Origin of the sequence: Streptomyces sp. NRRL S-244 (genome assembly GCF_000717915.1) — a bacterium.
GTDB lineage: Bacteria > Actinomycetota > Actinomycetes > Streptomycetales > Streptomycetaceae > Streptomyces.
Genome location: NZ_JOCX01000049.1, coordinates 1 through 21483, shown reverse-complemented (window position 1 = coordinate 21483; position 21483 = coordinate 1). Strand labels below are relative to the sequence as shown.

The 21483-nt window shown below is 75.9% G+C and carries 11 protein-coding genes; 9 read left to right on the top strand and 2 right to left on the bottom strand.

The genetic code is table 11. The annotated features are described in order from the left end of the window. Positions 1–1095 (bottom strand): hypothetical protein (locus IF02_RS0131550; protein ID WP_158708595.1); only part of this gene is annotated, 1095 nt, incomplete at its 3' end. A 152-nt stretch (positions 1096–1247) separates the two neighbouring features. Beyond that, entirely contained in the window at positions 1248–2141 is an 894-nt protein-coding gene (locus tag IF02_RS0131545; RefSeq protein ID WP_030163112.1) for a LysR family transcriptional regulator, read from the bottom strand. A 599-nt stretch (positions 2142–2740) separates the two neighbouring features. Here IF02_RS0131545 and IF02_RS35830 point away from each other — a divergent pair. Genes IF02_RS35830 through IF02_RS35815 form a run of 9 tightly spaced genes read left to right on the top strand, consistent with a single transcriptional unit; the run spans position 2741 to position 21464 of the window. Further along, positions 2741–10216, top strand: coding sequence for a type I polyketide synthase (locus IF02_RS35830; protein WP_078622447.1), 7476 nt, complete (start codon positions 2741–2743; stop codon positions 10214–10216). Continuing rightward, entirely contained in the window at positions 10209–14819 is a 4611-nt protein-coding gene (locus IF02_RS0131535; RefSeq protein WP_051696680.1) for a type I polyketide synthase, read from the top strand. Before IF02_RS35830 ends, IF02_RS0131535 begins: the two co-directional genes overlap by 8 nt. Continuing rightward, the gene (locus IF02_RS32835; RefSeq protein ID WP_051696679.1) at positions 14803–15180 is read left to right on the top strand and encodes an acyl carrier protein; all 378 of its coding nucleotides are present in this window, start codon (positions 14803–14805) and stop codon (positions 15178–15180) included. Before IF02_RS0131535 ends, IF02_RS32835 begins: the two co-directional genes overlap by 17 nt. A 7-nt stretch (positions 15181–15187) precedes the next feature. Next, positions 15188–16030 carry an alpha/beta fold hydrolase gene (locus tag IF02_RS0131525; RefSeq protein WP_051696678.1) on the top strand — a complete coding sequence of 281 codons (843 nt, stop codon included), beginning with the start codon at positions 15188–15190 and terminating at the stop codon, positions 16028–16030. Beyond that, positions 16027–17190, top strand: coding sequence for a glycosyltransferase (locus tag IF02_RS0131520; RefSeq protein ID WP_030163104.1), 1164 nt, complete (start codon positions 16027–16029; stop codon positions 17188–17190). The genes IF02_RS0131525 and IF02_RS0131520 overlap by 4 nt, the downstream gene beginning before the upstream one ends. Further along, positions 17187–19211, top strand: a complete 2025-nt coding sequence (locus IF02_RS36030) for a class I SAM-dependent methyltransferase (RefSeq protein WP_078622445.1) — start codon at positions 17187–17189, stop codon at positions 19209–19211. The genes IF02_RS0131520 and IF02_RS36030 overlap by 4 nt, the downstream gene beginning before the upstream one ends. After that, positions 19208–20263, top strand: coding sequence for a galactokinase (locus tag IF02_RS33330; protein ID WP_234318383.1), 1056 nt, complete (start codon positions 19208–19210; stop codon positions 20261–20263). Before IF02_RS36030 ends, IF02_RS33330 begins: the two co-directional genes overlap by 4 nt. Positions 20264–20319: 56 nt before the next feature. Beyond that, positions 20320–21210, top strand: a complete 891-nt coding sequence (locus IF02_RS0131505) for an alkaline phosphatase family protein (RefSeq protein WP_030163099.1) — start codon at positions 20320–20322, stop codon at positions 21208–21210. Beyond that, entirely contained in the window at positions 21207–21464 is a 258-nt protein-coding gene (locus tag IF02_RS35815; protein WP_234318385.1) for a putative Ig domain-containing protein, read from the top strand. Before IF02_RS0131505 ends, IF02_RS35815 begins: the two co-directional genes overlap by 4 nt. Positions 21465–21483 lie beyond the last annotated feature (19 nt).

Genomic DNA, 21483 nt, shown 5'->3' with positions numbered 1-21483 from the left:
GCGGAGGGCGGGTTTGCCGCCGGTGGCGGTGAGTTGGATGGTGCAGGTCTGGTTGAACTTGCAGGTCTGGGGTCCGGGGTCGGTCAGCTTCAGGTCACCTGGAGACGGGGTGGGGGTCGGAGTCGGCGTGGGCGTCGGAGTGGGGGTGGGCGTGGGGGTGCCTCCGCAGCCCGGGGTGGCCTCCGGCGGCAGGGGGACCCGCCAGATCTGGGTGTCGTTCTCGGACCCGACGAGCAGGCTCGTGCAGTCGAAGTAGGTCACCGTCTCGCCCTGTGACTGCGCGGGCAGGGCGACGTCCGCGAGCTTGGTCCCCGCGGTGTCGTACACGGAGGCCGTGTTCGCGCCGAGCGGCCCGCCACTGCGCAGGGTGTACGAGGTGCCCGACGGCGAGAAGGCGCCGTCGGTGGTGAAGACGGGGCCGGGCCGGACCGCGGTGAGCGTGTTGACCTGTCCGGTCTGCGGGGGCAGCGGGGCCTTGTACAACTGGCCCGTCGCGCCGATGAGTTTGCTCGCGATGTACAGCTGGCCCGAGAGGGGGTCGGCGAGCAGGGATTCGGCGTCGTGCCGGCCGTCCGCGTAGGCGAACTTGTAGGTCACCGGGGTCACGGTGGCGTTGGCGAGCTGATCGGGCTCGGCGAAGGAGTGCACGAGGATCTCGGCGCGGCCGCTGAAGTTGTCCCCGATGTCGCCCACCAGGACCACCGGCTGCCCGGACGTGTCCTTGCCGATCGCGAGCCCTTCCCAGTCGGTGTTGCCGACGCCGGAGAGGGTGTAGGTGGCCTTGAGCCGGCCGGTCGCGCCCGTGCAGTCGACGGCGAAGACCTGGTTGGTGTTGCCGCTGTCGTTGACGGCGTAGAAGATGCCCGGGTGCTTGCGGCTCATGGCGAGCCCGCTGAGTTCGGCCATGCCGCCGGGCAGCGTGCACTTGCGTTCCGGGGTGGGCGCGGCGGCCGCGGCCCCGGCTCCGGGGGCGGCGGCCGGGCCGGTGGCGGCTCCGGCGGGGCCGGCGGCCAGCCATGCGGTGGCCGGCAGCACGGCGGCGAGTGCCGCGGTCGCGAGGGCGGCGGCCCAGGGGGGTGTGAGGAGTCGAGACATGCACACCATGTGATGGCACATCAGATGGTGATCGCCAGGCCCGGCGACCCCCCGTTCGAGCATCATTCAATGCCGGGCGGGCATGCCTGGCCGAAACCCGGCGGGTTCCGGTGGGGTTCCGCCGATTTCCGGCGCCCTCCGGCGGCTTCGGGTCAGCGCGCCGGCTCCCGGACGGGGGCGTTGTGCCGGGCGTGCGCGATGAACGCCCGGGCGGCGCGGGTCAGCGGTCGGCGGGCGTGCGCGATGCCCACCGGGCGCAGCAGCGGCGGGGTGAAGGAACGGATCTCGGCGCGGCTGCCGAAGGCCCTCAGCACCACGTCCCGGTACCAGATGAGGGAGCCGCGGCCATCGGTCACGCCGGTCACCCAGGCGAGCCGCTCGTCGACCTCGAACGCGGGCACGGGCCGGACCCCCAGGCAGCTGAACATGGCCTCCATCTCGGTACGGCGCCCGGTGCCCGGGGTCGGCAGCACCATCGGGAGCCCGTCGAGCATCCGGAACGGCACCGGGTCGGGCAGCCGGGCGCCGAGGGGAGAGACCAGCACCACCTCGCGCTCCTGGATGTGGTGCGTGGACAGCTCCTTGTCCACGGGCAGGTCGACCAGGGCCAACTCTGAGGTGCCGTCCAGGAGTTCTTGCACCAGCGACTCCCGGCCGTCGTGCTGCTGGAGCCGTACGTGCACACCGGGATGGCGCGCGGTGTACGCCGGGACCAGCTCGGAGGCCAGGTCGAGGGCCAGGGTGGGGGTGGTGACGAGGGTGAGGGTGGTTCGTCCGCCCTTGCCGCTCGGGGTCCCGATGTCGTCGATGGCGTCCACCGCGTCGAGCACGGTACGGGCCAGCCGGACCACCCTGGTGCCCTCGGGGGTGAGGTCCACCCCTCTGCCCCGGCGGGCGAGGAGCTCGATGCCGAGGTCGCGTTCCATGGCCTGGACGGCCCGCGACAGGGCGGACTGGGCCACGAAGACCGAGGCGGCCGCGCCGGTGATGGAACCGCAGTCCGCGACGGCGACGAGGTAACGAAGCTGCGCGAGTGTGGGGGTCATGACCGGACGGTAACCTCGCGAGGTTGACCCCGTAAGGGGCGTCATGGTGAACAACTGCCCGAATTTGGGACGGTGTTCATACCCAGGGGGCGCCGAGGCATACCGGCCCGGCATGAGACCGGACCCCTGCCGCACGTCGGCCCCGGATCCGGCAGCGCTCGTCCGGCCGGGAAGAACCGCAGGTCGGCGGCCTGACGGCAGTCGGCAGGAGGCGCCGCCGGGGGGCGCCCGGGCCGTCCGGTACGTGAAGGACCTTACTCCGCATAGCCGTTGACAGTGCACGGCAGCCACCGCACGATGCATCCCCGGCGTCAGGGGAATTGACCAACGTTCAAGCCCGTCCCACCCAGACGGGTCGCCCGGCCACCCGTACCGGCGGGGAGCTGCCTGCGCGCACTCCCCGCTGCCCCCGTTCGGCCCGCTCGCCCCTGCGCCCCCGCTCGCCCCGCTCACCCCTGTGCCCCCGCAGGCCCCGCACCCCGCTCGGCCCCTGCGCCCCGGCTTGCCCGGGGGCGCACCGCCACGCCTTGCCCAGCCTCCGCGCAACCGGCGACATGTGACACAGCACTCGATGAGGAGCGCCCGTGACCCCCCAGCCCATGCCGTCCCCCCAGTCCGGCGAACCGTCCCCGCAGTCCGCCGACGCCCCGCCCGCCGCCCCGCAGTCCCGCGCCCCGCAATCCGCCGCCCCGCAGCCCCGCGCCCCGCAGTCCCGCGCCCCGCGCGACCTGGTGGTCGCGCTCAGCCCCTTCGAGGAGCCGCAGCCCCGGATCGTGATCGCCGCCGAGCGTGCGGGCAGCCTCGGACTGCTCGACCTCGGCCGGGATCCCGACGCCGCGCGGGCCGCCTTCGCGAAGCTCGCCCGGCGGCTCGGCCCCGGGCGGCGCTTCGGCGTACGGGTGCCCGCCGACTGCCCGCTCGGCCCGGAGGACCTGCCCTCCGAGGTGGACACGGTGCTGCTCGCCGACGCCGCCGAGCACACCCCGGAGCGGGTGGCCGACTGGGCGGCGGCGCCCGGGCGGCCCCGGGTCTGGGCCGAGGCCACCGGCCCGGCGGAGGCCCGGGCCGCAGTGGCCGCCGGGGCCCGGGCGGTCGTCGCCAAGGGGCACGAGGGCGGTGGCCGGGTGGGCGGGTCCACCACCTTCGTCCTGCTCCAGCAGTTGCTCGCGGACCCCGGCATCGGCGTGCCGGTCGTGGCCCGCGGGGGGATCGGCCCGCATACGGCGGCCGCGGCCGTCGCGGGCGGAGCCTCGGGCGTGCTGGTCGACGTACAACTGGCCCTGACGCCCGAGGGCGAGGCCGGGTTGCCCGCCGAAGTGGCGACGGCGCTACGGGCGATGGACGGCTCGGAGACCCGGCTGGTCGACGGCCACCGGGTGTACGCGCGGCCCGGCCTGCCCACGCCGGAGGGGCCGGCCGCACCCCTGCTCGGGGCCCGGGACCTGCGTACGCAGCTGCTGCCCGTCGGCCAGGACGGGGCCACCGCGGCCCGGCTGGCCCCACGCCACCGCACCACGGGCGGTGTCCTCCAGGCCGTCCGGGCCGCCGTCACCGGCCATCTGGCGGCCGCGGCACGGGTGCGGCCGCTCATGGCGGCCCGGCCCCTCGCCCAGGGCCCGATGACCCGCGTCAGCGACCAGGCGGCCTTCGCGGAGGCGGTGGCCGCCGCGGGCGGGATCCCGTACCTGGCGCTGGCGGTCATGGAGGGACCGGACGTACGCCGGCTGCTGGCCCGGACCGCCGAGCGGCTGGGGGACCGGCCCTGGGGCGTGGGCCTGCTCGGCTTCGCCCCGCCCGAGCTGCGGCGGGAGCAGCTTGCGGCCGTGGCCGAGACCCGGCCGCCGTACGCGATCATCGCCGGCGGCACCCCGGCGCAGGCGGCCCCGCTGGAGGCCGCCGGGACGCTGACCCATCTGCACGTACCCTCGCCGGGCCTCCTGGAGCGGTATCTCGCCGAGGGGGCACGGCGGTTCGTGTTCGAGGGGCTGGAGTGCGGCGGCCACGTCGGGCCGCGCGCCTCGTTCCCGCTGTGGGAGGAGCAGATCGAGCAGCTGCTCGCCTGTCCCGAACCGGCAGCCCTGGACGTGCTGTTCGCCGGCGGGATCCACGACGAGCGCTCCGCGGCGATGGCGGTCGCGGCCGCCGCCCCGCTGGCCGAACGGGGCGCCCGGATCGGCGTACTCATGGGCACGGCCTACCTGTTCACCGAGGAGGCCGTGGCGGCGGGCGCGGTCACGCCACGGTTCCAGCGGGCGGCGGTGGAGTGCGCGGACACCGTGCTGCTGCACACCGCGCCCGGCCATGCCACGCGCTGCGCGGACACGCCGTACGCCCGCACCTTCGAGGAGACCCGGCAGCGGCTCGCGCAGGGCGGGACCGAGCCGCGCGAGATGTGGGAGGAACTGGAGCGGCTGAACCTGGGGCGGCTGCGGATCGCCACCAAGGGGCTGCGCCGGGGCGAGACGGCGGAGTTGGAGGCCGTGGACGAGGAACGGCAGTACGCGGACGGGCTGTTCATGCTCGGACAGGCCGCCACGCTGCGCAGCGGGACGACAACGATCGCCGCCCTCCACGCCCAGGTGACCGAGGGCGCAACGGAGTTGCTGGAGCGGCGGGCCCTGGAGATCGCCGCTTCGGTCGCCGATGAGCAGGTTGCCGGGGGTGCGTCGGATCCGCTCGACATCGCCATCGTCGGGATGGCCTGCGCCTATCCGGGCGCGCCCGACCTCGCCGCGTACTGGGCGCAGGTCCTGGCGGGCCGGGACGCGGTGACGGAGGTCCCGGCGGAGCGCTGGGACCCGGCGCTCTATTACGACGCCGATCCGGCACGGGGCGGCGAGCGCACCCCCTCGCGCTGGGGCGGCTTCCTGGATCCGGTGCCCTTCGACGCCCTCGCGCACGGGATCCCGCCGTCCTCGCTGGCCGGGATCGAGCCGGTGCAGCTGCTGGCCCTGGAGATCTCGGCGCGGGCCCTGCGGGACGCCGGCTACGGAAAGGAACGGGAGTTCGACCGCTCGCGGACCTCGGTGGTCTTCGGGGCGGAGGCCGGTACGGAGCTGGCGGGCGCGTACGGGCTGCGGGCGCTGCACCCCGCCTACCTCGGCGAACTTCCGCCCGCCCTGGACGAGCAGCTGCCCCGGCTGACCGAGGACTCCTTCCCCGGAATCCTCGCCAACGTGATCGCGGGCCGGGTGGCCAACCGGCTCGACCTCGGCGGCGCGAACTGCACGGTCGATGCCGCCTGCGCCTCGTCGCTGGCCGCGCTGGACCTGGCCTGCCGCCAACTGCGCGACCGGGACAGCGACATGGTGCTGTGCGGGGGCGCCGACGTGCACAACGGGATCAACGACTACCTGCTCTTCGCCTCGGTGCGCGCCCTGTCGCCGGGCGGGCGCTGCCGGCCCTTCGACGCCGCGGCCGACGGGATCGCTCTCGGCGAGGGGGTGGGCGCGCTGGTGCTGAAGCGGCTCGCGGACGCGGAGCGGGACGGCGACCGGGTGTACGCGGTGATCAAGGCGGTCGGGGCGTCGAGCGACGGCCGCTCCCTCGGGCTCACCGCGCCGCGGCCGGAAGGGCAGCGGCGGGCTCTGGAGCGGGCCTATGCGCGGGCGGGCATCTCGCCGGGCGAGGTGGGGCTGGTCGAGGCCCACGGCACGGGCACGGTGGTCGGTGACAGCACCGAACTGGGCGTGCTGAGCGAGGTGTTCACCGCGGCGGGGGCCGGGGTGGGCTCGTGTGCGCTGGGCTCGGTCAAATCGCAGCTCGGGCACACGAAGTGCGCGGCGGGTCTGGCCGGGCTGATCAAGGCGGCCCGGGCGGTGCATGCGGGGGTCCGGCCGCCGACGCTCCACATCGACCGGCCGAATCCGGCCTGGCAGGCCGAGACCAGCCCCTTCGTCTTCGACACCGAGGCCCGGCCGTGGACGGTGCCGGTGGAGCGGCGGATCGCGGGGGTGAGCGCGTTCGGCTTCGGCGGCACCAACTACCACGCGGTGCTGGCTGGTTACCCGGGGGCCGAGGAGCCGGAGCAGGGCCGGGAGGACTGGCCCGCCGAGCTGTTCTGCTTCCGCGGCGAGGACCGGCGGGCGGCGGGGCGGGCGATGGCCCGGCTCGCGGCGCGCCTGGAGGAGAACGACGCGGCGGGGCGTCCGTGGGCGCTGCGGGACCTGGCCGCGGAGGCGTGCGCCGGCGGGGGTCCGGTGCGGGTCGCGGTCGTCGCCGCCGACCTGGACGAACTGGCGGCCCGGCTGGAGCGCGCCCGGGGGTTCACGGCGGGTGACGGGGTCCACGTACGGGAGGAGTCGGCGAATCCGGGGCAGGTGGCGTTCCTGTTCCCCGGGCAGGGCAGTCAACGGGTCGGCATGCTGGGTGAGTTGTACATGGCCTTCCCCGGGCTGCGGGGCCTGCTGGACGCGGCTCCGCGGACCGTCCTCGCGGCCGTGTTCCCGCCGGCGGCGTTCACGGCCGAGGCACGGGCCGCGCAGCGTACTGCGGTCACGGACACCCGGGTCGCCCAGCCGGCCCTCGGGCTGGCGGGTGCGGCGGCCCACCTGCTGCTGGAGCGGCTCGGCGTACGGCCGGACTGCGTGGCGGGGCACTCGTACGGGGAGCTCACCGCGCTGTGGGCGGCGGGGGTGTACGACACGGAGAGCCTGCTGCGGCTGAGCGCGAGGCGGGCCGAGGAGATCCTGGCGGCCGCCGGGGACGACCCGGGGTCGATGGCGGCGGTGTCGGCCGCGCCGGAGGAGGTCCGGGAGATCGCCGAGCGGGCCGGGTGCGTGCTGGCGAATCACAACGCGCCGCGGCAGTGCGCGATCTCGGGGCCGGCGGCGGGGGTCGGGGCGGCCGTGGAATCGCTGCGTGCGGCGGGAATCTCGGCGCAGCCCCTGCCGGTGGCGTGTGCATTCCACAGCCCGGTGGTCGCGGCGGCAGCCGAAGGACTCGCAACCGAGCTGGCCGGGACGGCGGTTGCCGACGCCGCCGTCCCGGTCTGGTCGAACACGACGGCGTCGCCCTACCCGCCCGACGCGGATGCCGTACGCGTTCTCCTCTCCCGGCAGGTGGCGGAGCCGGTCCGGTTCGCGGAGCAGGTGGAGGCCATGTACGCGGCCGGTGTCCGGACGTTCGTGGAGGCGGGGCCGGGCCGGGTCCTGTCCGGCCTGGTGGACCGGATCCTGGCCGACCGGCCGCACACGGTGGTCCCGCTGGACGTGCCGGGCGAGCACGGGCTGGCCCGGCTGGTCACGGCCCTGGCCGAACTGGCCGCCGCCGGCGTCCCGATCACTCCGGAGCCGCTGTTCCGCGGCCGTACGGCCCGCCTCCCGGACCGCGCCCCGCGCCGCCCGGGCTGGCTGGTGGACGGCCACCTGGTCCGCACGTCCGCGGGAACCCCGATCCCGGGCGGTCTCCAGCCCCCGCGCCGCGTCGAAGCACCCGTACCGCCCCCGGCGGCGGCGCCCGGGCGGCCGTTGCCTCCGGTTCCCGTGTCCGCGCTGCCACCAGTGCCCGGCCCCATGCGGCACGCCGCGCCTGCGATGGCGCCCGCGCCGGGCTCTGCGTGGCCCACGGCTCACCCGACGCACGCCGCTTCCGATCCGGCGGCTGCGCCTGCGCCTGCGCTCATGCCCGACTTCACATGGCACGCCGCGCCTGCGCCCGACTCGATGTCGCCTCCGGCGACCGGGTTCCAGGCCCCGGCGCCGGCACCCGGGCCGGCCTCAGCGCCCGGCACGGCGTTGCCAGCGGCGCACGCGGCGCCCGACCGACGCCAGGAGGCGGTCCTGGAGTACCTGCGCGGTTCCCGCGAGCTGATCGAGGCCCAACGGGCCGTCCTGCTCGGCTATTTGGGGACCGACCCGACTCCCGCCGGAGTGCCGTCCCGCCTCGGCGACACGGCAGACCCGACAGCCACGGCCGGACCGGCGGAAATGGCCGGACCGGCTGATGCCCGGGCTTGGCCTGACACCGGCGGATACGGCATGAACGGGCATGCGCAGGCAGGCACGGCCTGGCCCGAAGGACCGGCAAACCAGCCGGGGCCGGCAGGCCCGGCGGGGGCGCAGGCCCGGCCCGGCACCCGGGAACTCGCGAACGGGCACGGGCCGGCCGGTCCGGCGGGCGCCGAGGGAGTCGGCGCGGGCGGCTACGGGCCGGCAGGCCTCGGCGGGGCGGACGCGGCGGAGCACGCCGACGGTCCGGCCACTGCCGGCGACCACGGTCCTCGGGACCAGGTCGCGGCGGGGTCTGCCGAGGAGGTGATGGACGCCGTCCTGGAGATCGTCCATACCCGGACCGGATACCCGCGGGACATGCTCGACCCCGAGCTGGACCTGGAAGCGGACCTCTCGATCGACTCCATCAAGCGCGTCGAGATCATCGGGGCCCTCGCCGACCGGATCGGGCTCCCCACCGACCCCGGCGGCTCCGCCGAGTCCGCGGTCGAGGAGCTGTCCAGGATCAAGTCCCTGCGCGGCATCGTCGACTGGGTCACCACCCACGCCTCCGCCCAGGCAGCCACCGCGGGCGGTCCGGCTCCCTCCCCGGAAGCGGGAGTCGCCGCCGGACCGCCATCGGCATCCGCATCCGCATCCGCAGGGACACGGGCAGCGGTCTCGAACCGGCCGACCCCTGCCCCGGCAACGGCCCCGGCGGCAGCCGGACCGGCACCGGCCGGGCCGCTTCGGCGGATGCGGGTCGACGTGGTGCCGGTGGCAGCGGCCGGTGGGAACCCCGGCGCGCTGCGGGGGATGCGCGTCGGGGTGGTCGAGGACGGGCAGGGCGCGGCGCTCGCACTCTGCGGGGCGCTGGAGGCGCAGGGGGCCCGGGCGGAGGTGCTGGCCGAGGCCGACGCCGGGTTCGACGGCATCGTCGATCTGTCCGCGCTCCGGGCCGGCCAGGAGGCCGCGCTCCCCGGCGCCTTCCCGGGGCTCAAGCGGGCCCTCACCGGCGGTGTCCGCCGGCTGCTCCTCGGCTCCACCCCCGGCAGCGGACTGCACGGCTTCGCCCGCAGCGCCGCCCTGGAGTTCCCCGGCCGCCTCGTCCGCGCCGTCGACCTGCATCCCAAGGAAGACCCCGGGCGGATCGCCGCCCAGTTGCTCGCCGAGCTCTCCGACCAGGGCGAAGGGCTCGCCTCCGTCGGGTACACCGCCGAGGGGCTCCGGGTCACCCGTCGCCCGGTACCGGCCCCGCTTCCCGCACCCGCCGGGACGCCCGGCGCAAGCCCCCTCGGGCCCGGCTCGGTCGTACTCCTCACCGGTGGGGCTCGGGGGATCACTGCTCGGACGGCGGTCGCGTTGGCCCGGGCCACCGGGTGTCACGTCGAGTTGCTCGGGCGGACACCGGAACCGGTCGGCCAGGGCGACGAGTTCGTCCACGCCGGTGACCGGGTGGCACTGCGCGCCGCGCTCATCGGCAGCGGGCTTCGAACCCCCGCCGAGATCGAGGCCGCGGCCTCGCGGATTCTGGCCGAGCGGGAGGTACGGGCCACGCTGGCCGCGCTCGCCGGCGCCGCCGCATCCGTCCGGTACCACTGCGCCGACGTCACCGACGCGCACGCCGTACGGGCCGTCGTGGCCGGCGTACGGGCCCGGCACGGCCGGCTCGACGGCATCGTGCACGGCGCCGGGACCCTGCGCGACGGGCTGCTCCGCGACAAGGAACCGGCCGTGTTCACCGAGGTGTTCAGCACCAAGGTGGCCGGCGCCCGCCACCTGGCGGCCGCGGCGGCCGAGCACGGCAGCGCTCCCGCCCCGGCCTTCCTGGCCCTCTTCGGCAGCGTCGCCGGGGTGTACGGAAACCGCGGCCAGACCGACTACGCCGCCGCGAACGACGCCCTCGACGGGCTCGCCCTCACCTGGGCCGAGACCTTCCCGGGCCGGGTGCTGTCCGTCGACTGGGGCCCCTGGGCGGCCGACGCGGGCGGGATGGTCACCCCCGAGCTGGAGCGCGCGTACGCCAGGCGCGGCATCCCGCTCATCTCCCCCGAGGCCGGGACCGCCGCGTTCCTCGCCGAGCTCGCGTACGGCGGCGACGTACAGGTGGTCCTGATGGCCGAGGAGGGCGCGGACCATGAGTGAGCGGGCGCGGCGCGGCCCCCGGCCCACCGACGCCGCCATCGTCGGGATGGGCGCCGTCTTCCCCGGCGCCGCCGACCTGGCGGCCTACCGGCGCAATCTGCTCGCCGGTACGGACTCCATCTCCGAGGTACCGCCCGGCCGTTGGGACCCGGAGGTGTACTACGATCCGGAGGGCGCCGCCGGACCCGTGCGCGGGGACCGCTTCTACTGCCGGCGCGGCGGCTTCGTCGACGGGCTGGCATCCTTCGACCCGACCCGGTTCGGGATCATGCCGACCGCTGTGGAAGGGGCCGAGCCGGACCAGATGCTGGCCCTGCACGCGACGGCCGAGGCGATCGCCGACGCGGGCGGCGAGGACCGGCTGCCGGCCGACCGCTCCCGGATCGGGGTGGTGCTGGGGCGCGGCGGGTTCATGGGGGTGGCGACCGCCCGTCTCGACCAACGGGTCCGTACCGCCCACCAGTTGGCCCAGACACTGCGGGAGCTCGCGCCGGAGCTGGGTGAGCGGCGGATCGCCGAGGTGCGGGCCGCCTTCCAGGGGGCACTGGGGCCGGAGCGGCCGGACGCCTCGATCGGGCTGGTGCCGAGTTTCACGGCCGCCCGCACGGCCAACCGGCTGGACTTCCGCGGCCCCGCCTACACCCTGGACGCGGCCTGTGCCTCCTCGCTCCTGGCCGTGGACCAGGCGGTGGGGCTGCTGGCGGGCGGGCGGTGCGACGCGGTGGTCGCGGGGGCGGTCCACCACTGCCACATCGCCACGCTGTGGAGCGTGTTCACGCAGCTGCGGGCGCTGAGCCCGAGCGAGCGGATCCGGCCCTTCGACCGGCGGGCCGACGGAACCCTGCTGTCCGAGGGCACGGGCGTGGTGCTGCTGAAGCGGCTGGCGGACGCGGAACGGGACGGCGACCGGATCTACGCCGTGGTCCGCGGCACCGGAGTGGCCGGGGACGGCCGGGCGGCCAGCCTGATGAGCCCGCTGGTCGCCGGCCAGGTACGGGCGCTGGAGCGGGCCTGGCGGGAGGCCGGGCTGGATCCGCGGGCCGCGGGCGCGCTGGGGCTCCTGGAGGCGCACGGCACCGGCACACCGGTGGGCGACGCCGCCGAACTGGACACACTGGCCCAGGTGTTCGGCCCGCCCGGGACCACTGGTCCCGGGGTCGGCTTCGGCTCGGTGAAGTCCATGGTGGGACACACCATGCAGGCCTCGGGCATGGCCGGACTGATCAAGGCGGCGCTCGCCGTGTACGAGGGGGTGCTGCCGCCGACCCTGCACCTGGAGGAGCCGCACGCGGACCTGGCCCGGACCCGGATGCGGCCGGTGACGGCCGCGGAGCCGTGGGAGCGGGGGCGGCAGCCGCGCCGGGCGGGGGTCAACGCGTTCGGCTTCGGCGGGATCAACGCGCACGCGGTGCTGGAGGAGGCCCCCGGCGCCGCCGCTCCGGCGCCGCCCGTACGCCGCTTCCTGCCCCTGGGGGCCGCGGGCCGGCCGGCAGTGGGGGCCGGGACCGGTGCGCGGGAGGACGTACTGCTGCTCGGCGCGGACGGTCCGGCGGAGCTGGCGGGCCTGCTGGCCGCCGGGTCGGCGTCCGCGGGCGAAGGCCCGTGCCGGCTGGCCGTGCTCGGGCCGACCCCGCAGCGTCTCGCGCTCGCCGCGAAGGCGGTGGAGCGCGGCCGGGCCTGGCGGGGGCGGGGGGACGTGTGGTTCACCCCGGAGCCGCTGGGCGGTGCGACGGCGTTCCTGTTCCCCGGTCTGGAGCCGGAGTTCGCGCCGGTGCTGGATGACGTCGCGGACCGGATGGGGCTGGAGCCGCCACGGCTCGGCCGGGGATCCGAACTGATGGAACGGGCGCTGGACGCCCTCGCGACGGGCCGGTTCTTCGCGCGGATCCTGCCCGAACTCGGTGTGACGGCCGATGTGCTGGCCGGGCACAGTCTCGGCGAGTGGGCGGCGATGGTGGCCGGGGGGATGTACCCGCGGGACGCGGCCGACTCCTTCCTGGACTCGCTGAGGCCGGGGTCGCTGAAGGTCCCGGACCTCGTGTACGCGGCGCTGGGCTGCGGGGCGCGCCGGGCGGAGGCCGCGCTGCACGGCCTGGACGGGGTGGTGGTCAGCCACGACAACTGCCCGCACCAGTCGGTGGTGTGCGGGGATCCGGCGGAGGTCGCGCAGGTCCTGGAGCGGCTGCGGGCGGAAGGGGTGCTCGGGCAGGAACTGCCGTTCCGGTCGGGGTTCCACACGCCGATGTGGGAGCCGTACCTGGGGCAGGTCCGGGCGGCGTTCGCGCGGCTGCCGCTGCGCCGGGGTGATCTGCCGGTGTGGTCGGCGACGACGTGCGCACCGTTCCCCGACGGGCCCTCCCAGGTACGGGAGTTGGTCGTACGGCATCTTCTGGAGCCCGTCCACTTCCGGGAGTTGACGCTCCGCCTGTACGAGGAGGCGGGGGTCCGGACGTTCGTGACGATGGGGCCGGGCAGCCTGCCGGGGTTCGTGGAGGACACCCTGCGGGACCGTCCCCACCTCTCGGTGGCCACGTCCTCCCCGCGCCTGTCGGGCCTGGCCGCCCTCCGGCGCACCTGCGCCGCACTGTGGGCCGAGGGCCACGCCCCGCGCTGGGACCGCCTCCGGGATCCGGCCCCCGCCCCCCGCCCGCCCGTACGGGGCCGGCCGGTCCCCCTGGACCTCGGCTCCCCGCTGGTCCACCTCCCCGAGGACACCCGGACCCGCCTGGGCTCCCTCACCGGCACGGCGCCGCCGACGCCTTCGGCCGGGGCGGGGCGGCCGGTGTTGTTGTCCGCGCTGGATACGGTGCACGACGGAGCGCCCACGGGCTCGCAGGCCGGGGCCGGGACCGAGGCCGAAGCCTGGTCGCCTGCACCTGAGCCCGCTGCCCCCGGTCCACTGCCGCGCCCGGGAGCGGTTGCCGGACCCGGCGGGGTGCGTGAGGGCTCGGGGAGGGCTGCGGGGCGACACCGGCTCCGGGTGTCGCTCGACGCCCTGCCCTACGTACGCGACCACTGCGTGTACCTGCAGCCCGACGGCTGGCCGGAGGACTCCGACCGGTTCCCCGTCGTGCCCATGACGACCATGCTGGAGCTGGCCGCCGACGCGGCCCGCCGGCACGCCCCGCCGGGCGCCGCCGTCCTCGGCTACGACGACGTACGGGCCATGCGGTGGCTCCCCGCCGCGCCCGCCCTCGACGTCGAGGTCAGTGCCCGCGCCGACGGCCCCGGACGGATCCGGATCGGGCTGGGCCCGTACGCCTCCGTCGTCGTCCTGCTGGGCCCGGGCCACGCGCAGCCGCCCGCGCCCGACCCCACACCGCTGAGCGATCCGCGCCCCGCCCCCGTCAGCGCCGAGGCCCTGTACCGGGACCGGTGGATGTTCCACGGGCCCCGCTTCGCCGCAGTCCACGAGGTCCGGTCCGTCGGCTCGGACGGCATCCGCGGGGTTCTGCGCGCGCTCCCCGACCCCGGGGCGCTGCTCGACGCCGCCGGGCAGCTCTTCGGCCACTGGATGCAACTCCGGCTCCCCGTCGACCGGTTGGTGTTCCCCGCCACCGTCGACCGGATCCGGTTCTACGGGCCGCCGCCCCCGCCGCACGCCCTGGTCACGGCCACCGCCCGGATCCGGGAGGTCCGCGATGTCACCGTCCGCGGCGACCTCGAACTCCTCGACGGCGCCGGGCGGTTGTGGGCCCGGATCGAGGGCTGGACGTACCGCCGTTTCGGGGCGGACGAGCGGGTGTGGCCGATGAAGTTCACCCCCGAGGTGTGCGGCATCGGCGAGCCGCAGCCGGCCGGCTGGTGCCTGGCCCGGCGGCGGTGGACGGATCCCGCCTCGCAGGAGCTGGTGATGCGCCGCTACCTCGGCGCCGCCGAGCGCACGGCGTACGAGCGGCTGGCGCCGCGCGCCCGGGCGCCCTGGCTGCTGGGCCGCATCGCCGCCAAGGACGCGCTGCGGCAGCTGCTCTGGGACCGCGGCGCCGGTCCGGTGTTCCCGGTGGAGGTCCCGGTCGGCAACGACCCGGCCGGGCGGCCCGTCCCCGAAGGGGTCCTGGCCCGCGGCTTCCGGCTGTCGATCGCGCACAAGGACCGGGTGGCCGTGGCCCTCGCCCACCCGTCCCACCCCGTCGGGATCGACGTGGAGCCGGTGACGGCCGATCCCGACGCACTGATCCGGGTGGCGCTGACCCCGGCCGAGCTGGTCCTCGCCGAGGACCTGGCCGCCCGCGAGGGCTCCGGGCTGCCGGCCGCCCTCACCGCCCTGTGGTGTGCGAAGGAGGCCGCCGCCAAGGCCCGCGGCACCGGGCTCGGCGGCCGGCCCCGGGACTGGCGGGTCGCGGAGGACCCCGGATCGGGCGGGCTGCGCGTGCTGTCGCCCGAGGGGCAGCCGTACCCGGTCCGTACCGCCTCCCTGCCCCCGGCCGAGGGCGAGAGCGCGACCGGCTCGGGCACCGGACCCGGACCCGGACCCGGCTCAGGCGCCGGCTCAGGCACCGGCTCCGGCTCCGGCGAGTACCTCGTCGCCTGGACCGCCCACCCCGCGGCCCCCTCCCCCGTCCCCTTCCACCTCACGGAGACCAGCCATGGCCACCACCACTGACATCCTCGCCGAGATCACCGGCATGCTCGTGGAGATCCTCGGCGACGAGTTCCTTCTCGCGGAGGAGGTCACCATGAGTACGAGCTTCAACGAGGATCTCGCACTGGAGAGCATCGAGTTCGTCGCCCTCGCCGAGCTGCTGCACGAGCGCTACGGGTCCGAGGTGGACCTGATGGGCTTCCTCGCCGAGAAGGACATGGACGCGATCCTCGCCATGTCGGTCGGCGAACTCGTCACCCACATCGGCCGGATCACGCACGCCTCCCTGGCCCGTACGTCGTCCACCACGGCGGCCCCGGCAACGAACGCCCCGGCGATGACGGCCCCGGCCGCGGCGGCCTCCGCGCCGACGGCCGGCTGAGCCCGCCATGGCCTTCGTCCCCGCGGGTTCCCTCCGCTTCCACGTCCAGCGGCTCCCGGCCACCGCCGAGGCCGCCGGTCCCGACCGTCCCGTCGTCGTGTTCCTGCACGGGCTGGTCGTGGACAACCTGTCCTCCTTCTACTGCCCCCTGGCCGTCCCGGTGGCCCGCTGCGGTCACGAGGCCGTCCTGTACGACCTCCGCGGCCACGGCCGCACCGAGCGCCCGGCCACCGGCTACGACAGCCGCACCGCCGTACGGGATCTGGTGTCGCTGCTCGGCGCGCTGGGCCTCGGGCACCGGCCGGTGCACCTGGTCGGCAACAGCTACGGCGGCACGCTCGCACTGCACGCGGCCCTCGCCCGCCCGGATCTCGTCGCCGGGCTGACCCTGCTCGAACCCCCGCTCAGCGGAGCCTGGGTGGAGAACATGGTGGACACCCTGTCGGCGGCCGCGCTGAGCCTGGAGGACAGCCCGGTCCCCGCCGAGCTGCTCACCCTGCGGCTGCGAAAGGCCGCCAACCTCACCTCGATCGCCGACGAACTGCTGAACCGGACCAGCCTGATCGACGACATCGCGGCGAGCCGCACCTTCACGGCCGCCGACTTCGCCCGACTGGACTGCCCGACGCTGATCGTCTGCGGCGAGCACTCGGAACTGGTGCCGGGCGCAAGGGAGTTGGCACGCCATGCACCCCGCGCCACGATCGAGATCCTGCCCGGCCTCGGCCACGACGTACTGAAGGAGAGCAGCGGGGTCCTGCGGGAGACCGTGCTCGCCCATCTCGAAGCGACGGCGGCGGGCGCGGTGCGCGGGGCGCGTGCCCCGCGGGCGGGAGCGCTGGTCCGATGAGGGTGCTGTTCACGGTCCCGCCGCTGGCGGGGCACGTCAATCCGACGGTGGCGGTCGGCGCCGAACTGGCCGCCCGGGGTCACGAGGTGGCGTGGAGCGGGCCGGCCGGTGCGCTGGCCCGGCTGCTGCCCGCGCACGCCCGCGTGCTGCCGGCCGGGGACGAGGCGGGCGGCGGTTACGCGGCCCTGCACGAGCGCTGGCGCGATCTGCGCGGGGTCGGGGCGCTGCGCTTCCTGTGGGAGGAGGCGCTGGTGCCGCTGGGCCTGGCGATGGTGCCCGGGGTGACGCGGGCCGTGCGGTCCTTCGAGCCGGATCTACTGGTCGCCGACCAGCAGGCGCTGGCCGGCCCGGTCGTCGCCCGCCGGCTCGGGATCCCCTGGGTCACCTCGGCCAGTACGTCGGCCGAACTGACCCGGCCCTTCGCCGATTTCCCCAAGGTCGGGGAGTGGGTCTCCGGGCAGATCTCCGGATTCCTCGCGTCCTGCGAGATGCCCGACGCGGACTGGGATCCGCGGTTCTCCGAGCGGCTGGTGATCGTCTTCTCCACTCCCGAACTCGTCGGCGTCGGCGCAGAGTTCCCGGCCCATCACGCCTTCGTCGGACCCGCCTTCGGGGCCAGGCCGGCCGCCCCGCACTTCCCGTGGCAGCGGCTGGATCCGGAGCGGCGGCGGGTGCTGGTCTCGCTGGGCACCCTCAACCAGGAGGCCGGCGGGCGGTTCTACGCCACCGTCCTCAAGGCCGCCGAACGGCTGGCGGAAGACGTGCAGTTGGTGCTGGCAGCGCCCGCCTCACTGGCCGGGCCGGTGCCGCCGAACGTCCTGCTCCAGGAGCGGGTGCCGCAGCTGGAGCTGCTGCCGCACCTGGACGCCGTGGTCAGCCACGGCGGGCACAACACCGTCTGCGAGGCGCTCGCGTACGGGCTGCCGCTGGTGGTCGCGCCGATCCGCGACGACCAGCCGATCGTGGCCCGCCAGGTCGTCGAGGCGGGAGCGGGGGTGCGGGTGCGCTTCGGCAGGGCCCGGGCCGAGGAACTGTGCGATGCGCTCACGGCCGTGCTGGACGATCCCGGCCATCGCCGGGCCGCCCGGCGGATCCAGGCCTCCTTCGCCGCGGCCGGCGGGGCCGCCGCCGCGGCCGACCGGTTGGAGAAGCTCTCATGACACCTCCCCCCTTCCACGGGGTCCGGTGGACCTCCGCGCTGGCCCTGGCCGCGCTCGGCGCGGGTACGGTGCGCGCCCGCCGCCGGCTGCGGGCGATCCCCGTACTGCCCGCGCCCCCGTCCGCGGCGGACGGGCTGCCGCGTGCCGCAGGGTGGCGGCTGCTGACCGCGCGCGGGGTCGAGGTCGACCCGGCCACGTTCCTGGCCGCCTGCGCGCACGCCGACCGGGAGGGCCTGCGGGTGCTGGACCTGCTGCCGGCCGACCTCGCCGCCGAGCGGGTGCTGGGGCTGCTGCGGCTGGTCGACCCGGCCGGATACCGGGAGGACCGGCTCGCGGAGGGGCGCGGGGCGGGGTACGCGGTGCTCGTCGCCGAGGAGGTGCTGGCACGGGCCGGGGTGGACCTGGGCGGGACCGGCCTGGGCGCGAACGGCCCCCGGGGTGCGAGCGGCGCGAGCGGCGCGGAGCCGGGTCGCCGGGCGGACCTGCTCTGGCCGTGTCCGGACGGCGCGGGCCCGGACTCCGCCGGCCGGGAGCCCGCCGATCTCCTGGCGCTGACCCGCCGCTTGAAGGAGTACGCCGCCGACTCCACGGGCCTGGCCATCGCCCCGGCGCTGTCCGTCGGCCGGGCCGGGGACCCGGCGGGGGCGGTACGGGCGGCCGAGCTGCGGGCCCAGGGGCTGCCGCCGGGGGTGCTGGCCGCCGCGCAGCTCGCCGGGATCGGGCTGCTGGCCGGGCTCGCCGGGCGCCAGGGCCGGTGGGGTGCGGCCGCGGCCGGGCTGTACTGGCTGCAGCCGTACCTGGTGCTCGGGGGGCCGGGCGCCCCGCTGCGTCCCACCGATCTCCCCGGGGCCACCGCCGCCCGGCCGGCCCGCTCCCTCGGCGCTGCCGTACGTACGGCCGCCGCGGTCCTCCGTACGCCCGCCGACGCGGACGCGGACGCGAAGGCAGGCGCCGACACCGCCCGCGCGGCCACGTACCGGGCCGAACTCGCCTTCGGTACCGACCGGTTCCTGGAGCCTCGGCGGACGAGCTGCCCCTGGTGCGGCTCCCGGCAGCTCTTCGTACGCGTACGAGTGCCCGATCTCCTCCAGGGCAAGCCCGGCCGGTTCACACTGGAGCAGTGCGCGGACTGCCGCCACGTCTTCCAGAACCCCCGACTGACCCTGGACGGGCTGGAGTTCTACTACCGGGACTTCTACGACGGGCGCGGCGGGGAGGGCGCCGGGACGGTCTTCGGACGGCTCGGCGACTCGTACCGCAAACGCGCCGAGATGCTCCGCCCGCACACGGCGGACGCCCCCGCCTCCTGGCTCGACGTCGGGACCGGGCACGGCCACTTCTGCAACGCGGCGCGGGCCGTCTGGCCGGACACCCGCTTCGACGGGCTGGACATGGGCGACGGGGTCGGCGGGGCCGAGCGGCGCGGCTGGGTGGAGACCGGCTTCCAGGGCCAGTTCCCGGAGTTCGCGGAGAAACTGGCCGGCCGGTACGAGGTGGTCAGCATGTACCACTACCTGGAGCACACCCGGGATCCGCTCACCGAGCTGGACACCGCGGCCGCCGTCCTCGCCCCCGGCGGTTTCCTGGCGATCGAGCTGCCCGACCCCGAATCGCGGATGGCACGGCTGCTGGGATCCGCGTGGCTGCCGTGGTTCCAGCCGCAGCACCAGCACCTGATCCCGGCCTCGAACCTGCGCGAGGCGCTGGCCGACCGCGGGTTCACCGTCCTGGCCGAGGAGCACGGCGCCGCCCACCAGGGCAACGACTTCTTCGGCGCGGTGGCCCTGACCACCACCCGGCTGGCACCGGATCCGGACCGCCCGTGGGCTCCGCCGGCCACGCGCCGCGGGAGGGCTCTTGCGCACGCCGTACGGGCGGCCGCCCTGCCCTGCTTCGCCGGCGCGGCGGCGCTCGACGCGCTGCGGACGGCCGTGGCCCGGCGGACGGACGGCGGGAACGCCTACCGGCTGCTGGCCCGCCGCGGCGACCGGCTGCCGACGGCGCTCGGGGCGGACCGGTGACGGCGGCCCGGACCGGCGCCTCGCCGCGCGAGGGCGGCGGCGCCACGCCCGCCGAACCCGACCCCGAGCCCGAGCCCGTCGGCTCCGTACCCGTCGGCCCCCTCCCCATCGGTCCCGTCCCCATCGGCCCCGTACCCGTCGGCCCCGTACCCGTCGGCCCCGTACCGCCGGATCTGGCGCGCCGGGCCACCGCCGATCCGCTCTTCCGGCTCGTCGCCTACGCCCTGGAGGCCGCGCACGGCCGGCCGCCGGCCGCCGTCTGGAGCGCCCCGTACGCCTTCCACCTGGGCTCGCCCGGGCTGGTCGCGGCAGCCGGCTGGCCGGTGGCGGCCGCCGCCGCGCCGCGTACGGACGGGCTGGTGCGGCTCAGCTCGCTCGGGCACCCCGCCGACAGCTGCGATCTGCCGCTGACCCCGGACGGGCCGCCGCCCGCCGCCCCCGCCTGGGCGGTCCGCCCGTACGCCCTGCTGCGGGCGCTGGCCCGCGCCGGGTACGGGCGCGGCGGGACCGACCTGCACCTCCAGGGCTCGCTCACGGATGCCGCCGGGCTGGCCACGGCGGAGCCCGCCGACTGCGCGATGGCGCTCGCGGTGGCCGACGTACACACCCCGGCCGCCGACGCGGAGCCGGACCGGGAGGGGCTGGCCCGGCTGCTGGCGCGGGCACTGCCGGACGGCGACGACGCGCTGCGCAGGGCGGTGCTGTTCGCCCGGCCCGGCCAGGCCCTGCTGCCGGACACCGGCCAGGAGCGGCGGCACGTCGCCTTCGACCCGGCCGCTTCGGGGTCGCGGCTGGTGCTCCTCGCCGTCCGGGCCGATCCCGCGGACCGGGCGGCCGAGCTGGCCCTGGCGGTGTCCTGCGCCCGCCGGGCCGGGGCGCTGAGCGCCTGGCCGCCCGGGCGGCGGCCGGGGCGGAGCGTACTGGTACTGCTGCCCGCGTCGCGCCTGACGGCGGTACGGGCCGCGGTGGCGGAGGACTTCCGCGGCCGGGGCCGGCCGGTACCGCGCTTCCTGAACATCGCCGTCGCCGGTGCGGCCCGGCGGGAGGAATGAACCACCCCCGAGGAATGAACACCCACACCGAGGAGGAACCGCTCATGCCCTCACCCATGGCCGAAACGAGACGCAGGGCCCGCCGGTCCGCGCTCGTGGCCGCACTCGGCGCGCTCTGCCTGCTGGGCGCGTTCACCGTGGCCAACTCTCAGGCGGCCGAGTCGGATTCGGCGACCTCGCGAACATCCGCGGCCGCGGCCGCCCTGCCGAGCTACGACCACGTGGTGGTCGTCGTCTACGAGAACAAGCAGTACGGCGAGATCATCGGCAGCGCGAACGCCCCGTACGTCAACCAGCTCGCGAACGGCGGCGCCAGCCTGACCGGTATGAAGGCGCTGACCCACCCCAGCCAGCCGAACTACTTCAACCTGTTCTCCGGCGCCACCCAGGGGATCACCGGGGACGGCTGCTACACCCCGCAGTCGATGAGCGCGGCCAACCTCGGCCAGGAACTGATCGCGGCCGGGAAGACCTTCGCGACGTACAACGAGGACCTGCCGGCCGAGGGGTCCACCGCCTGCACCAACGGCCAGTACGCGCAGAAGCACAACCCGTGGTTCGCCTTCAAGAACGTACCGCTGAATACGGGGAAAACCTGGACACAATTCCCGCAGAACAACTTCGCGGCCCTGCCGAACCTGTCCTTCGTCGTCCCGAACCAGTGCAACGACATGCACTCCTGCTCGGTGAACACGGGTGACACGTGGACGAAGAACAACATCGACGCGTACGCGCAGTGGGCGAAGGCCAACAACAGCCTGCTGGTCCTGACGTGGGACGAGGACAACTACCTCGGCTCCAACCAGATCGCCACGGTGTTCTACGGGGCGAAGGTGAAGACCGGCAAGTACGCCACCGCCTTCAACCACCACCACCTGCTGCGCACCTTCGAGGACCTGTTCGGTACGGCGACGCACGCGGGCAACGCGGCGAACGTGGTGACCTGAAGCTGACCGACCCCGGACCCCAGACCTGCAAGTTCAACCAGACCTGCACCATCCAACTCACCGCCACCGGCGGCAAACCCGCCCTCCGCTACACCGCCACCGGACTCCCCTTCGGACTCACCATCGACACCAACACCGGCCGCATCACCGGCAAACCCTGGGCCACCGGAACCCTCCCCATCACCGCAACCGCCACCGACACCACCACGGCAACCGCCACCACCACCTTCCCCCTCACCATCAACTGGTTCTGATCAGCGGCGGCCGGGGGCG